Here is a 16045-nt window from a genome sequence, read left to right on the forward strand (position 1 = left end):
CGGTTATTGGTCATTGTTCAATACCCGCCAGGAGCGCCGCCGCCAAATGGCGTCACCAAAAGAAAAGGCTTTGTTGGGGTCGGTTTCCGAGCTTTTCTCCAAGGTCACGCCCGGCACATAGAGACGACCACCGCCCATGCCGGCGCCGGTAGAGAGGAATCCCCCGGTCGGTGGGTTGCTGACCCGCGCACCGGCCTGCGCATAGCCGCCAGGCCAGTTATCCACCGTGCCGAAGTTCACCCCGCCACCGGCGGCTCCGGTTGCCGCATCGATCACCATCAAGGCGCCTTTGGGTGCCGGATCGCAGGGGTCGTTGTTTTGCGGAATCAGCGTGGTGATGATGGCGCGGTTGGTATCGAACAAGGCCGTGGCATCGACCACTACACGCTCACCTTTGGCGGTAGCCACATCGAGATTGAAGTACCAGCCACGAATCACCGTGCCATTGGTATTTTTTGCCGGCACCGGCTTACTGCTCAGGCCGCGGATATTGCCCACCTCGGTCAGCAGTTGCTGTACCAACGGCGTGGCCGTATTGCCGTCGATCACCACCGGCTGCCCCGCCACCCCGGCATCGCGAATGCCGTAGACCGCCTGGGTCTTGGTCTTGTCGTCGATGGTGTTGTCACTGCCGCCGAGATATTTACCGCTACCGAAAACCACCATGAAACCGCTGGAGGTAGGATCGGGGAAAAGCCGTGGCATCACCGTAATCGGGCGCTCACCCGGCGTTTTCGGGCTGAAGAACAACTCGGCGGCCCATTGGTCGGGGCTTGGATTGGTCAGATCGAAGCGCCAGACATTGCCTTGCAAATCACCAGCAAAAGCGACGTCGTCGATCTGGTCACTATCGTAATCGCCGATGACCGGTGTGGTCAGCCCATAGCTTTCTACCGTGCCCACACCGGCGACTGAGGTGGGCGTCTTCAGCTCGCGCAGTAATTTGCCCGACTGCGCATCCAGCACAAAGAGTGAGCTGAAGGTGTTGTTGATGGCCGGATCGGTGCTGTCTTTGGGAAAGTAGCCCCCCGGCACCAAGACCACCCACTGGCCGCTGGCCAGTCGCCCGATATTCGGACGTCCAAAGGTGTAGCCGAGGTTGGCGCCGCCGTCACTGCTGTTGTTGAACTCCCACAATACCTTGTCCGCCGGGCCGATCACTTTGCCTGAGGTGCTGCCCTGGGTCGCTGCAGCCTCGGTGATGTCCAGGGCGTATACGCCGCGACCACCCAGGCGCAGACCAGCCGCCAGAATGGTGTGCCAACCCTGCTGGGTGCCATTGTCGAAATACACATCGCGGCTGACCGGCGTGCCATCCACCGATGGCATGAAACTGAAGTCAGTCAATGAAGACCAGCCGCTAAGCCTGCCATAGGCCGAATACGGCACATAGGCCCAGCGCTCCGTACCCGGCGCCGGCGCGATATCGACCGTGCTCGCATCGGTGCTGTCGGTAGTCGCATCGAAAGCATGCAACATGCCGTCATTGGCGGCGACATAAACGGTCGGCGCACGCTTGAGGTGATCCGCGCGGAACTGCTCGTAACTTTTGCCCTTGCTAGCGGCCAGCAATTCTGGCGAACCGCTTGGCCAACTATCGCGATAGCCGCCCGTGGGCGCGGCCAAGTACAGCGCCTGTCCATTGATGACGGCGCCGAATACCGAGTTGCGTTGGCGGAAGCTGGCGCCCTCTTTGCTCTTATCGCCGCGCAGCCAGGCCAGCCGGCTGGCACCGATACCGCCTTTGTCGAAGTTGGCGTCGCTGGCTCTAAGCCCTGTTGCTGCAGACGCCCAGGTGAACGCCGCGCCGTGCCCCGAACCAATGCCCGTGCTGGTCAGAATCACTCGCGTGTCGCCGGCACCGGCGCGTGTATCCAGCTTGGCCCGGCCGTTCCACAACACCCCGGAGCCGACGATGCCGTCCGTACCCACCGGCTTGGCCAGCATCGAACCGCTCCAGTCGTTGGTGTCGTAGCCCGCCTGGAATGTCACCGTGGCCGTGCCCAGCACCGCCGTGCTCAAGCTGCCGGCCACCGAGGTCGTATTGCGCGACACGATGCTGCTGATGATGTTGGTCAACGCTGTAATCAGCGCGGTCGGGTTGCTGGCTGCGAAAAATTTGCCGCGACTGTTGAGTGCCGCATGCCACATGTCGTCGATCTTCTTGCCATCGTCAGTGTCAACCAACGGCACCGGCCAGGCGGTATCGCCACTACGCAGGCTTTGATAGGTGGTGCTGTTGTTGGACAGCGTACCGGAGGCACCAAAGCCGATCATGTACTGCACCAGATGCGGCCAGCTCGCCGGGTCGTTGGCGGGGTTCCAGTAAATTTCCTTGTTTGTGCGAGGGTCTGCACCGGCGGTCAAAGGCACTTTGAACAGGGGAGTCGATTGGTCCGGCAAGTTGGCCGGCACCTTCAAGCGGTTGGATGCTTTTGCAAAAGCACTGTTGCCGGTAACACCGGCCTGCAGATCGCTGGCCCAATATTTGAAAGCGATGTCGGCCATGGTCGCCGTGCTATTGCTGCTTTCGTTCCAAACCACCTTGCTCTCGCGATCGCTGACCGAAAAGCTCTGCAAGCCGTCGGGCAAGCTCGAGATACCACTACGATCATGCGGCGTGGGCTGTGATGGCGTATCGCCATTCCACATGCCGTCGGTCATCTGAATATGAAAGTTTTGCCGGCAAACCAGTTCTTTGCGGACATCGCTATCCCAATAGGGATTGCTATCGACGGCACCGGTTCGATTGCTGAAATAGTCGCCTACGCGCATCGCCGCCGTACGATTCGGCGTACCGCCCGATGCCGACATATTGAACAACCAGGTATAAAAGCGCGTGCGTACGTTGTTGGTCGAGCTGTCATCGACAAACTTGTAGATGGCTGTGTTATTGCTGAGAAAATTTGAATTAATGTTCTGCCAGGCGACTCGCACATTGTCTTTAAAGGGCGAATACGCCCGGGAAATGGCCGTCACTGCGGCCATCGTGCGGGTGCGGTAGTACGCATACCAATTGGCGAAATTCTGCTTATCCGCATTCGTGCTCAAAGAAACCCAGGTCCAGTTGGCGCTGGCGTAGAGATTGCTGGTAGCGGAGGTCGTCAGCTGTCCGTTGCTGTCCAGCGGCAAACTCGCCTTGTTACCGGTGTAGCGGTAATAACCCGCGCCACGGTTGCCGCAAAAACCGTAACTGCTCAGATCGCGCGTAGCGCTATCGCTGCCGCCGGGCCGATTGGATTGAATGCCGTTGTCCCAGGCATCGCCGAACGATGCGTTAGGCATGGTCGTGCCATCGGCTTTCAGCGGTGGGTCGTATTTATTGTCAGGGTTGAAATAAACCCCGTTCATGCTCCAGGTACGCGCGTCAGCCGGATCGACCGTACCGGGGGAAACCCCGGGAGTAATCACGCTCGCACACAGAAAAGGCGCTGCACGCGAGGGATAGGTGCGATTGGAGACATCGGTTTGACTGGTGTCGGCACCGGTATTCCAGGCGGCGCCGGTATACGGTCGTTGATCGGGCATGTGATGCCAATTCATCGAGCCCGAGTCATCGAAGGTCAGCACCAGATTGGGGGCCACCGACGTGGTGGCTGTCGGCGGGCCCGGGCTGAGCTCGACGGTGCCGGCCATCGAACTGGCGGATATGCCCGCCAGCAAGGTCGAGAGCAACGCGCTGAAAGCAACCGTCGACTGCCTGCGATACATGGATGTGCGGTGCATAGTCATGGCGTTGATGCTCACTCCCCTTTGGCGGCGAACGTGCTTTCCAGCACGCGCACCGTATTCAAGTTGCCACCCGTGGCTCGCGCGGTAACGCCTGATTCATGCGGTTTGCCTACGCCAGGCGGTAATTCGGGCCCCATGTCTTCAATGATGTAGTGCGGGTTCTTCGCCAGCACGGCGAGCTTTTTTTCATCGGCGGTCATCCCGCTGCCGCTTAGCGTGGTGTAGTCGTAGCCGCCGTCGTGCCCTTTGTATTCGGTGGCGCCGCCGACCTCCCAACCGGCGCTGTTGCGAAATTTCTCGACGCTGGCGATCGGCCTGGCGGCGTCATAGACATAACAGTCGGTGATCACGGTGCTGCCGCAGTTGACGGATGCGTTATTGCCCGCCTTCCACAAGCGCCATTCGGCGCCACGCAATGCGGTCTCGGCCGCCATCTCGGCCATCTGTGCATTGCGCAAGCCGCCGGCCATGCGCTCCTGCAATAAAGACCTCCCGGTGGCGCTGATTGCCAACATCGTCAGCAATAAAAGAAACACCAGCGCCACCACCAGCACGACACCACGTTGCGCACGCGGCATCTGCCCTCTCGATGGATGGTTGCCTGAGATCGACATGAGTTGCTCCGTTTCGTGGCCTTGCGCACAGTCGCCTGGCGCGGGCAGCCAGGTGGTTCATGGGTTGTAGTTGCGCACCGAGACCAGCACGCTGAATTCGCGCCGCAGCATGAGGTTGTCGAAGCCTTGATCCTTGGGCTGCACGCCACGTGTGCTTGCCGTCGGCGATGCCGGGGCCTTGTCGCCATCGATGCTGTAGACATAATGGGTCTCGCTGGCCGTCAGGCTGCGAACCGGCTGCTGCCCTGCCATCAAGACGTGGACTTCGATATTTTTCACGGCGCGCCACAGGCAACCGTAATCGCTGCCCAATTTTCTCGGCGTCGACGGCGGGCATGGGATAGCACCGGTATCGACTTCGTTAGCGGTGAGATAGCGGGTGCTGCCGCTGGCATCTTCCACGCCGTAGAGAAAATCCAAGCGCTCGACGCCGCGAACTACTTCGCTATCGTTGCCGCCATTGAGCCGACGCATCAGGGCGCCAGTCGTCTGTCCGTTGCCGCCATCGACCACTTTCAGATAGTAGGTGACCGTGTTGTAGTCACGGCTGAAGTTGAACAACTTCGGCGCAGACAACGGCTGCTGAGCGATCGGAGCAGCCAGGTTTTCGTTCCTACCCGACGGACTGAACGCGTTGCCATCCAGGCTCACCGCGAATATCTGCGCGTTGGAGCAATCGGCCAGCATCATCAGATCGCCTTGCTTGTAGTACTCCGCGATCTTCGGCTCGCCCGGGCCGGGCACGATGCTGATGAAGTCCACCGTGCCATCGGCGCGCCCTGTCACCTTGCTGCTACCGCCCAGCGCCCAGCCACTGGATGAGTCCATATAGCGCAGCGTAAGTACGCTGGAGCCGACGACCCGACTGCCGACCGTGGTGCCGATGGCCGGCAGCATCGGTGGATTGACCGGCTTGCAGCTTTTGTTTTTATCGCAGTCATAGCCGCGCATCGACAAGAACGAAGGCAGGTCATAAGCCGTCGCCGGCTTGGGCGGATACGAGCCGCTGCCCCAGGGCGTGGTGACATCGCTCAGCGCATCGATCAGGCCTGAGGCCTGTACGGTAGGTGCGCGCAACGGCGACAAGTAAACCTCACCCGCGTTGCTGGTCACACCCCCGGTGCTGGTGCAGTACTGCGCATTGGCCATGCGCAAATCCCCGCTAAGGCGAGTGATGGCGTAGCGCCCCTCTTCCTGCAACCGCGCCATCTGGTTTTGCACACGGTTACTGCTGGAGGTCGACAAAAACACCGTGACGATGCCGCCCGCCACCAGCAGGCCAAGCACCATCGCCACCATCAACTCGACCAGGGTCACGCCTGCGTGACGCGAAGATGCCGTGCGATAACGCGTCATGGCTGAAACGCCCATACAAAGGTTTGCGGTTTCGCATCGCGTTGCTCTTTATCGCCCGCTCTGCGCTCACTCCAACTGATCTTCATTTCGCAGTTGCCGCCATAAGGCGGACGCATGCCGATTTGGTCTGCCGAGGGCGTAAAACCAGCGGCGCTTTTATCGCTGCACTGGATCGACGCTGTGGCTTCAGGCAGCGAGGTGGTCAGCATGCTGCTCCACAAGTACTGATCGCGTACGGCGACTTGCTGCGCTGTGCAGGCCACGTTGATGTCGCAGCTTTGTTTGGCGGTGGTCGGATAAGCGGTGGAGTTGTAGTTGCCGTTCCACAGGCCCACCGGGTTGGAGCGCATGCGATCGGCCATATTGCTGGCGAGAAACGTCACTTGAGTGCGCAGATAGCCCGCCTGATTGGAGCGTGTGGCCATGACCAGCAACCCGGCCAATCCGATCAAGCCAATACTGAAGATCAGCACAGCCATCAGCACCTCGATCAGCGAGACGCCGCGCTGGCGCGACAAGACATGCATGGAATCCCCCTCGGGCAAACCCGTACATGCACTCTATTTTCGTATCTTCTTACGGCAAGATCTTGCGTGATGAGCGGTAGGATTTGCCCGATAACCGGTATTCGGGGGCGCGGAAAGCTTGCGGCGGGTCACATGGCGCTTGCCGCCAGGCTCGCTGTTTCGTGCTTAAGGAGGGAGGCAGGCCTGATTTCATCAACGACCGGGTCCGGCCTTCGCCATGCCTATGCCGCACATGCATCAGGAAAGCTCATTGACCGCACCACTGACCCCAGTCACAGAATCCATCGCTACCGAGATATCTCCGGCCCGGTGTAAGAGGACAGGCTGAAATCGACGCCCCCAGACACCTCGATGGGTTCGTAGCCATGACCCCGGCTCTGCTAACGCTTTGCCATTTCTCCCAGCGCGCGCCTCCCCTGCATCCGGTCAACTTTCTCACCCGACGCTGCAAACCCCTACAGCAGCCCTTCACCCTGCCTGGCAATTCGACCGCTCACTCGCCGCCCCTAACAAGGCCAGGAGCTTGCCCCGCAAGCTTGCACACTGACATATCGCACCGTAGAATCCTCGGCTCTTTCGCCGGAATAGCTCAGTTGGTAGAGCGGCGCATTCGTAATGCGTAGGTCGGAGGTTCGATTCCTCTTTCCGGCACCAGATGCCGTTCCAAAGGCATCCATGGATGTCCAGGAACACATTCAACCCCGCGTAATGGCGGGGTTTTTTGTGCCCACTGGATGCGCATGTGTCCAGGCATTCGCGAGCCAGATAGCAAAGACGCTGATCGAGGCTTTCGCCATAAGCTGAAGCTGAAGCTGCATTGACATGTACTCACCGCCAAGATCTTTGCGCGGAGAAAATGATCAATCGCCCCCACCTGAATCGACCCCAGGCTTACCCTATCTACCGGTTAGCGCGACGCATGCCCTTCTTCTTGGGGCTTCTGCTACCCCATAGCGGCAGATAGGCAAAAGCCCGCAACGATGCGGGCCTTTAAAGGTTTGCAGGGCTTCGCAAAGGCTACAAATTAGTCATTGAGCCACCGACGATGCGCAGCTCTTTGGGCAGCGCAAAGGTAATGTTCTCGGGCTCGCCATCCAGCTCGCGCACGTCGCCTGCGCCCCAGGACTGCAGGCGGGCGATAACGTCACGTACCAGCTTTTCGGGGGCAGAGGCGCCGGCGGTCAGGCCGATACGGGTCACGCCATCGAGCCAGCTGCGCTCGATATGCTCGGCGCCATCGATCAGGTAAGCAGGCACGCCCTGCTTCTCGCCCAACTCACGCAAGCGATTGGAGTTGGAGCTGTTGACCGACCCCACCACCAGCATCAGATCGACAGCGTCGGCCAGGCGGCGCACGGCATCCTGGCGGTTTTGCGTGGCGTAGCAGATGTCGTCTTTGCGCGGACCTTCGATATCCGAAAACTTGTCGCGCAACGCCGCGATGATGGCCTTGGTGTCATCGACCGACAGCGTGGTCTGGGTGACGTAAGACAGCTCATGCATTCCACTGCCCCATGGTGCCTTCGACTTCGGGGTGGCCGGCATGACCGATCAATACCACGCTACGACCGATACGGCCCAGCCTGGCCACTTCCATATGCACCTTGGTGACCAATGGGCAGGTCGCATCGAAAACATTGAGCTGACGTTTGTCGGCCTCCTCACGCACTGCCTTGGAAACGCCGTGCGCGCTGAAAATAACCGTGGCGCCATCGGGGACTTCATCCAACTCTTCGACGAAAACAGCGCCGTCGGCGCGCAATTTGTCCACGACGTAACGGTTGTGCACCACTTCGTGCCGCACGTAAATGGGTGCACCGTAGGATTCGAGCGCGCGCTCGACAATGGCGATGGCGCGATCTACGCCGGCGCAAAATCCGCGGGGATTGGCGAGCAGGATGTCCACTAAGGCTCCGGGCTGGATAGCTTTAAAACGCGGCAATTATCGCATGAGCCGTTTAAACGAACGTTATGCCGGCGCGTTCAGGCCTTGGGTGTCGATTTACCCGCGAAAAAGCCAAACACAATAAGCATCACGGCACCCAGGCTGATAGCGCAATCGGCCAGATTGAAAACCGGGTAGCTCCATGCATCGTAGTAATGCACGTGGATGAAATCAGTGACTTTGCCCGCATGCAGGCGATCGATCACATTGCCCACCGCGCCCCCCACCACCATGGACAGCGGCAAGGCGGTGCGCCAGTCGCGCCGCGGAGTGCGGGCCAGCCACACCACCAGCACGACACCGATCACCAGGGCGAGCAAGACAAAGAACCAACGCTGCCAGCCCGCACTATCGGCGAGAAAACTGAAGGCGGCGCCAGTATTGAAAGCCAGTGTCCAGTTCAGCCAGCCGGGAATCACCGGATGCGCCAGCCCCGCTGGCTGCAATGCATCCAACGCCCAGAACTTGCTGAGCTGGTCGAGCACGATGACTACGGCGGACAACAATAGCCAGGGCAAGGCGTTGGGTTTGATGGTCATTGCAAAACTCTGTGTTGAATTCATAACTCCCTCCCCCTGTTTATAGGGAGGGCTGGGGTGTGGGTAGGCTCTTGCTTGAGGTTATCGCAAGGGCGTCACCCCCTCCCAACCTCCCCCTACGAGCAGGGGGAGGGGCTTTAGACGGCTAGAACCATTGCCGGGCTTCGCCCGCCCCGTCCACATTGCTGATGCAGCGGCCGCACAGCTCGGGATGCCCGGCATGGCTGCCGACGTCATCGCGACGATGCCAGCAGCGCACGCACTTGGTGGCTTCACTCACTTCAGCGACCACCCAGGCATTCTTGCCGTTCAATTTGTCGGCGGGCACCAGCTCACTGACACCATCCAGGCCGACCAGCGGGGCAACGGCTCCGGTTTCCTCCACCAGACGCAGCTCGGAGGTGATGAAGAAGAAGCGCAGCTCCGCCGCCGCTGGCGCGTAACGTTCAACCAGCGATGGTTCGGCGTGAATCGTCACGTTGGCTTCGAGCGCCGCCCCCATCTTGCCAGCCTTGCGCATGCCTTCGAGCACGCGAGAGGCGGCATCGCGAATAGTCAGCAGATCGGACCAATAACGTCGTTGCTCGGGTGAACCCTGGGTTGCAACCAAGCCTTCGTACCAGGTTTCGAACAGTACGCTCTCATCGCGCTGCCCTGGCATGTGCTGCCAGATTTCTTCTGCGGTAAAGCTCAGCACCGGTGCCAGCCACCGCACCAGCGCCTCGAGGATGTGATACATCGCACTCTGCGCGCTGCGTCGGCCGATGCTGTCGGTCGGCATGGTGTAGAGGCGATCCTTGGTGATGTCGAGGTATTGCGCGCCCAGTTCATTGGTGCAGTAGTTCTGCACGCGCTGGACGATTTCGGGGAAGTCGTAGCGCTCATAGGCGGCCTTGACCACGGCCTGCACGTCATAGGCCTGCTGCACCGCCCATTGATCGAGCGGCAAGCTTTCTTCCACGCTAAGCAGGTGCTTTGCAGGGTCGAAGCCATCGAGATTGCTGAGCAGAAAGCGCGCGGTATTGCGGATACGCCGATAGGTATCGGCCACGCGCTTGAGAATTTCCTCCGACAACGACATCTCGTTGCGGTAGTCGGTGGAGGCCACCCATAGCCGCAGAATATCCGCGCCCATGCGATTCATGATGTCCTGCGGCTCGATACCGTTGCCCAGTGACTTGGACATCTTGCGGCCTTGCGCATCCACCGTGAAGCCATGGGTAAGCAACTGCTTGTACGGCGGCTGGCCGTCGAGCATGCAAGCGGTCAATAGCGAGGAGTGGAACCAGCCGCGGTGCTGGTCCGAACCTTCGAGATAAAGATCGGCCGGGAAGCGCAACACATCGGCGTGCGAACCGCGCAAGACATGCCAATGCGTGGTGCCGGAGTCGAACCATACGTCGAGGGTGTCGCGATTTTTTTCGTACTGCTCGGCTTCGTCACCGAGCAGCTCGCGCGGATCCAGGCTTTGCCACGCCTCGATGCCACCCTGTTCCACTCGATCAGCCACCTGGTCAAGCAGCTCGGCGGCACGCGGATGCAGCGCACCGGTTTCGCGATGCACGAAGAAGGCCATCGGCACGCCCCACTGGCGTTGGCGCGACAGCGTCCAATCGGGGCGCTCGGCAATCATGCTGTGCAGGCGCTGCTTGCCCCAGGCAGGAAAGAACTGAGTGGCTTCGATGCCGGCCAGCGCCGACTCGCGCAAGGTCTTGCCGCCGCCCACCGGCACGATGTCCATACCGGCAAACCACTGCGAGGTCGCGCGATAGATGATCGGCGTTTTATGCCGCCAGCAATGCATATAGCTGTGCGTGTACTTGTTCTGATGCAGCAGCGAGCCGGCCTGCTCCAGCGCCTCGACGATTTTCGGATTGGCCTTCCAAATGAATTGACCGCCGAACAATGGCAGCGAGGTCGCATAGACGCCATTGCCCATCACCGGGTTGATGATGTCGGCATCGTTCATGCCATGCGCTTTGCAGGAAAGAAAATCCTCCACGCCATAGGCCGGCGACGAATGCACCACACCGGTACCGGTATCCAGCGTCACGTAGTCGCCGAAATACACCGGCGCGGTACGCGCATAGCCTGGGTCCACCGCATACAAGGGATGGCGGAAACGCAACTCGCCCAGGGCTTCGCCGGGCACCGACGCCACGATATGGCCTTCGGCGCCATACGTCTTCAAGCACTCCTCGACGCGCTCAGTAGCGAGGATTAGCAAACCGCGGGCGCTATCGACCAGGCTGTAGCTGAACTCCGGGTGCAGGTTCAGCGCCTGGTTGGCGGGAATCGTCCACGGAGTGGTGGTCCAGATCACGATCTGGCCATTCGGCTTGGGCAGCTCGGCCAGGCCAAACGCCTTGGCAACGGCCGCCGGATCGTCGAAGGCGAAGCCGACGTCGATCGCGATATCGGTCTTGTCCTCGTACTCCACCTCGGCCTCGGCCAGCGCCGAGCCGCAGTCGAAGCACCAGTTGACCGGCTTGAGGCCGCGGTAGATATAGCCCTTGCGCAGGATCTCGGCGAGCGCGCGGATTTCGCCCGCTTCGTTCGCGTAGTTCATGGTGAGATAGGGACGATCCCACTCCCCCAAGACACCCAGGCGCTTAAAGTCTTCTTTCTGCTTCTCGATCTGCGCCGTAGCGTAGGCACGCGCCTTGCTCTGCACGTCGCTGGCGGACAAGCCTTTGCCGAACTGCTTTTCGATCTGGATCTCGATCGGCATGCCATGGCAATCCCAGCCCGGCACATACGGCGAATGAAAGCCGGCCAGCAGCTTGGACTTGACTACGACGTCCTTGAGGATTTTGTTGATCGCATGACCCAGGTGAATCACCCCGTTGGCATACGGCGGGCCGTCATGCAGCAAGAACATCGGCCGACCCGCGGTCTTGGCCTGAATCTGCGCATAGCGCCCAACGCGCTCCCACTCGGCCAGCCAATCGGGCTCACGCTTGGGCAGGTCGCCGCGCATCGGAAACTCCGTCTGCGGCAGATTGAGGGTGCTCTTGTAATCCTGGGTCATTGCTTGAGTGCCATCGAGTTATTCGTCAACAGGCGGCACGAGGCCGTCTGCCTTGGTTAGATAGTGCAGGCCCGGGTACCACGGGCTTACGCATTGAGCAGACGTGGATTCATGCCTAGCAACTCACGCGCCATGCGCTCGTCGCGATGCATTTGCTCGGTGAGCGCATCCAGTCCATCAAACTTCTGTTCGTCACGCAGTTTGGCGACAAACTCTACCGCCATGCGCTGGCCGTAGAGATCGCCGTCGAAGTCGAACAAATGCACTTCGAGCAGCGGCTCGCTGACCTCGTTTACGGTCGGCCGCACACCCAGGCTGGCCACGCCTGGCCAACTGCATTCGCATTCGCCCAGGCCGACGCGCACCGCAAAAATGCCATGCACCGGACTCACGCGATCGCGTAAATGAATATTGGCCGTGGGATAACCCAGCGTACGACCCAGTTGATTGCCGTATTCCACCTTGCCCTCCATCACAAAGGGCCGCCCCAGCAACGGCGCGGCGCCGGTGAATTCGCCAGCGGCCAGCAGCAGACGCACACGGGTCGCCGAGACACGGGCGCCATCGAGCAGCACCGGCGGCATGGTCCGCGCACTGAAACCCAGGGCCTGGCCCATCTGCTCCAACAAGGCCACATCGCCACCGCGCTTGTGGCCAAAGCGGAAATCACCGCCGACCCATACCTCGCGCGCCGCCAATCGCTCGCCTAACACCTGCCGCACAAAAGCCTCGGCCGGCATCGCCGTCAATGCGGCATTGAAACGAAGCAGCAAGGTGTGCTCCATGCCGGCCGCCGCAAAGCCCAAAAGCTTTTCGCGCACGCTGGACAAGCGCGGCACCGGCTCTTTGGAAAAATAAGCGCGAGGCAATGGCTCGAAGCTGACCACGATCGGTGTACAGCCGAGCACCTGCGCCCGCTCGCGCACCTGCGCCAACAGCGCCTGGTGCCCGCGATGCAGGCCATCGAAGGCACCAATGGCCACTACGCTACCGCCGGGGGCCACACGGGGGCCCGCGACATCCCTGGAAAGTCTCATCATCGCGCGAGTATAACGGCTGGATCGCCGTTCTTAGCGGCCCAGATCTCGCTCGAAGCAAGCTTGCGCGAGGCGATCATCAAACCCCGCGCAATTCGCGTAGACGAAAGCCGGTGGCGAACAGGGTCGCCAGATAAGCGCCGCCGCCGGCCGCCACCAGCACGCCCAAGCGCCAGACGCGGGTCCATTTGGGTACATCGGTCCAATCCGGCCAGCACCAAAGGCCCAGCAACAAGACCGCAATCATCGCGGCGCAGGCCAACGCCAGCCGCAGCATGTGCCTGGCCCAGCCCGGCTGACGCTGATACACGCCCGCCTGCTTCAGCCACCGCCAGAGCAGGCCCAGGTTGATATAGCTGGCCAAGGCGCTCGCCATGCCCAATGCCATGTGCAGGCCATAGACCTGCGACAGGCCGTGCAGCCACGAGCCTTGCTTGACCTCCGCCGGGGCCCACAGCCAGAACAACAAGGCCAGAAAGATGACGTTCAAAAGCATGTTGGTAATCAGCGAAACCACGCCGGCGCGCACCGGGGTGCGGGTGTCTTGTCGCGCGTAGAACGCGGGCAGTACCACCTTGACCAGGGCGAACGCCGGCAAACCGAAGCTCAGTGCTGAAATCGACAGCGTGGCCATGCGGGTATCCAGCGCCGTGAACTGGCCATGCTGAAACAGTGTCGCGACCAACGGCTGGGCCAAAATCATCAGCCCGAACATCGCCGGTACCGCAATCAGCAACGTGGTACGCAAGCCCCAATCCAACGCCATCGAGAAGCCGGCACGGTCGGTGGCCACATGGTGGCGCGATAGCGAGGGCAGAATCACCGTGCCCAAGGCCACGCCGAACACCCCCAGCGGTAACTCCAGAAAACGATCCGCCTGCGACAGCCAGCTTTGCGAACCGGCGATCAGCAGCGAGGCGATCACCGTGTCCAGCAAGAGATTGATTTGCGCCACCGAGGAGCCGAACAGGGTAGGCACCATCAGCTTCATGATCCGGCGCACTTCCGGCTGACCCCACCCCCAGCGCGGCAAGGTCAGCAGATCGAGCTGGCGCAGCGCGGGTAACTGAAACAACAGTTGCAAGATGCCCGCCACCAGAATCGCCCAACCCATCGCCATGATCGGCGTATGCAGTCGCGGCGCCAGCCACAAGGCGCCGCCGATCATGCAGAGATTGAGAATGACCGGCGTCAGCGCGGGCAAGCCGAAACGGTGAAAGCTATTGAGCGCGCCACCGGATAGCGCGGTCAATGAAACGAACAGCAAAAACGGAAAGGTCAGCCGTAGCAAGTTCACGGTGAGATCGAATTTCTCCGGCGCATCGATCGCGCCCGGCGAAAACAAGGTGGTGACCTGCGGAGCGAAAATCAGCCCGAGTGCGGTAATCAACAGCAACACGCCACCCAGCGTGCCTGACACACGCGACATCAAATTCTTCAGCTCGGCGTGGCTACGGGTTTCCTTGACCTCGGTGAACACCGGCACGAAGGCCGTGGAAAACGAGCCCTCGGCAAACAACCGGCGCATGAAATTGGGAATGCGAAAGGCCACCCAAAATGCGTCAGTTGCCGCATTCGCGCCAAAGGCGGCGTTGATCGACATATCCCGGACCAGACCGAGTACGCGCGAAATCATGGTCATGCTGCTAAACGAAAGCAGCCCTCGGAACATGCTGGGGGACTTCATGCTTTATGCCGGATAAGGGTTGAAAATCGGGGATCGGCGAAAACGGCGCCACTGGCACCGGCTCGCGCAGGTAAGCCAGTTTGACAGCCGGTAAAGGCTATATGACAGCGCCGATATGGCAACAGAGCGGCATTCACCCATGCAGCGTATACTTGCGTGACGTCCAGCCCAGATCCTGCGATTCGCGGCTAAGCTGTTGACGCAACGGCGCATTAGCCGCATAATCACCGCCTTTTTCCAACCCTAGCGATTTCGGAGTTCTACCTTGGCCAACATTAAGTCCGCGAAGAAGCGTGCGCGCCAGTCTGAGCAGCGCCGCCTGCGCAACGTAAGCGCCCGCTCCATGGTGCGCACCGCCCTCAAGAAGGTCGTCAAAGCCATTGAGGTCAAGGACAAGGCCGCTGCTGTCGAAGCCTTTGCCGCCGCTCAGCCGATCATGGATCGTTACGCCGCCCGCGGCCTGATCCACAAGAACAAGGCCGCTCGCCATAAGAGCCGCCTCAACGCGAAGATCCGCGAGCTGGCATAAGCCAGCTGTTACGCGATTCGGGTTGACAGAAAAGCCGGCCTTTGCCGGCTTTTCTGCTTTTTGAAGCAAGCCAACCCGCCCGTCGATGACTCAGCGTTTGCCTGGGCATACCGGCTAGCACCGCTCGCCCTGCCCCAGCACCCAGGCAACCGAGCCATCTCTGCGTGACGATGCCCGCTCGCCCAAGGCGCACCGCAAATACCGCCGCCGCAACATCTTACGTGCTGCTTAGCAAGATGCGCTGACGGATATGGAACGATCTAATTAGATCGTTCCATATCGTCACCGGCATCACGGGGAGGTGGTGTTTTTGAAAAATTTTCGATTGCTGCCAGGCGCACTTGCGCTACTGGCGGTTGCCCCAGGGCATGCCCAAATTTCAATGACTTCCCGCCCTCAGCAGCTTGAGCCACAGCCAGGGCACTTTGTGCTCGACCAGAGCACCCAGGAGATTGCCGATTTTCTGCGCGCCGCCATTCGCGCGCAAAGCGGCATCACGCTGACGCAGTACAAGCTCAACACCTTTCGCCGGCACCTCACCGAGGATCAAGGCTGGCGCATCGAGATCAAGCGATACCCCAAACTCACGGAGGTGGGCGCTTAGCGCAACGCGGCGGATGGCAGCCGATACGCCAGTGAGGTGAAGCCCGCAGCCATGGACAACGCATCGCCCATTTATCGCGTGACATTCAACGCCGAGCACCCCATCGCCACACGCCTCATCCAGGTATGGGCTCAGCGCTATGGAGCCTTCGATAACCACCAGAGCCGGACCTTAGCCGACGAGATTCTCGTGCGTCGACACCACGCTCCATGCAACGCCAGCACAACAAGAAAAACAAGCCTGAATTCATCAGGCCAACGCTCAATATTCCAACAACAAAGCTCTCATCTTTTCTCTTTTTAATGCCGGAAAGGTCCATGCGTACACACACCACCAAGCCGAACATATCCATCGATAGCCGATCAGGCCGAAGCAGATTCCGTCAAACCCGAATCAGCCTGGTGCTGCTTTCCTTGCTGTGCACCTCCCCACTTTGGGCGCAGT

General features: G+C 60.5%; 9 protein-coding genes, 1 tRNA gene and 2 pseudogenes. 3 read left to right on the plus strand and 9 right to left on the minus strand.

Translation table 11 applies throughout. The features are described from left to right. Nucleotides 1–3: 3 nt before the first annotated feature. The 4 genes from OUZ52_RS01875 to pilV are packed head-to-tail and all read right to left on the minus strand — an operon-like array spanning nucleotide 4 to nucleotide 6229. A complete protein-coding gene (locus OUZ52_RS01875) occupies nucleotides 4–3732 on the minus strand; it encodes a pilus assembly protein (RefSeq protein WP_266156610.1) in 3729 nt (1242 codons plus the stop codon). An 11-nt stretch (nucleotides 3733–3743) separates the two neighbouring features. Then, complete coding sequence (locus OUZ52_RS01880; protein WP_266156611.1) at nucleotides 3744–4346, minus strand: pilus assembly PilX family protein; 603 nt, start codon at nucleotides 4344–4346, stop codon at nucleotides 3744–3746. A 57-nt stretch (nucleotides 4347–4403) separates the two neighbouring features. Continuing rightward, nucleotides 4404–5702: a PilW family protein gene (locus OUZ52_RS01885; RefSeq protein WP_266156612.1), complete on the minus strand. Its 1299-nt coding sequence runs from the start codon at nucleotides 5700–5702 to the stop codon at nucleotides 4404–4406. Continuing rightward, nucleotides 5699–6229 (minus strand): type IV pilus modification protein PilV, encoded by a 531-nt coding sequence (pilV, locus tag OUZ52_RS01890; protein ID WP_266156613.1) that lies wholly within the window; start codon nucleotides 6227–6229, stop codon nucleotides 5699–5701. The genes OUZ52_RS01885 and pilV overlap by 4 nt, the downstream gene beginning before the upstream one ends. A gap of 578 nt (nucleotides 6230–6807) precedes the next feature. Between pilV and OUZ52_RS01895 the strand changes: the two genes are divergently transcribed. After that, nucleotides 6808–6883 (plus strand) — tRNA-Thr (locus OUZ52_RS01895). 363 nt (nucleotides 6884–7246) lie between these two features. Here the strand turns inward: OUZ52_RS01895 and ispH are convergent. The 5 genes and pseudogenes from ispH to murJ all read right to left on the minus strand — a co-directional run bounded on the left by ispH (nucleotide 7247) and on the right by murJ (nucleotide 14468). Continuing rightward, nucleotides 7247–8135: pseudogene (ispH, locus tag OUZ52_RS01900) on the minus strand (4-hydroxy-3-methylbut-2-enyl diphosphate reductase). Nucleotides 8136–8212: 77 nt separating this feature from the next. Then, a complete protein-coding gene (gene lspA, locus OUZ52_RS01905; RefSeq protein WP_266156648.1) occupies nucleotides 8213–8713 on the minus strand; it encodes a signal peptidase II in 501 nt (166 codons plus the stop codon). A 145-nt stretch (nucleotides 8714–8858) separates the two neighbouring features. Next, entirely contained in the window at nucleotides 8859–11744 is a 2886-nt protein-coding gene (gene ileS, locus OUZ52_RS01910; protein ID WP_266156614.1) for an isoleucine--tRNA ligase, read from the minus strand. Nucleotides 11745–11830: 86 nt separating this feature from the next. Further along, nucleotides 11831–12784 (minus strand): bifunctional riboflavin kinase/FAD synthetase, encoded by a 954-nt coding sequence (locus OUZ52_RS01915; protein WP_266156615.1) that lies wholly within the window; start codon nucleotides 12782–12784, stop codon nucleotides 11831–11833. Between the two features lie 76 nt (nucleotides 12785–12860). Beyond that, nucleotides 12861–14468, minus strand: a complete 1608-nt coding sequence (gene murJ / locus OUZ52_RS01920; protein ID WP_266156616.1) for a murein biosynthesis integral membrane protein MurJ — start codon at nucleotides 14466–14468, stop codon at nucleotides 12861–12863. 265 nt (nucleotides 14469–14733) lie between these two features. On the opposite strand from murJ, the gene rpsT reads away from it, so the two are divergent. Both rpsT and OUZ52_RS01930 read left to right on the plus strand, forming a co-directional pair. Beyond that, entirely contained in the window at nucleotides 14734–14997 is a 264-nt protein-coding gene (rpsT, locus tag OUZ52_RS01925; protein WP_266156617.1) for a 30S ribosomal protein S20, read from the plus strand. Between the two features lie 496 nt (nucleotides 14998–15493). Next, a pseudogene (locus OUZ52_RS01930) lies at nucleotides 15494–15598 on the plus strand (family 20 glycosylhydrolase); the annotation flags it as partial. Between the last annotated feature and the right edge of the window lie 447 nt (nucleotides 15599–16045).

Origin of the sequence: Dyella silvatica (assembly GCF_026283955.1) — a bacterium.
GTDB classification, from domain to species: domain Bacteria; phylum Pseudomonadota; class Gammaproteobacteria; order Xanthomonadales; family Rhodanobacteraceae; genus Dyella_C; species Dyella_C silvatica.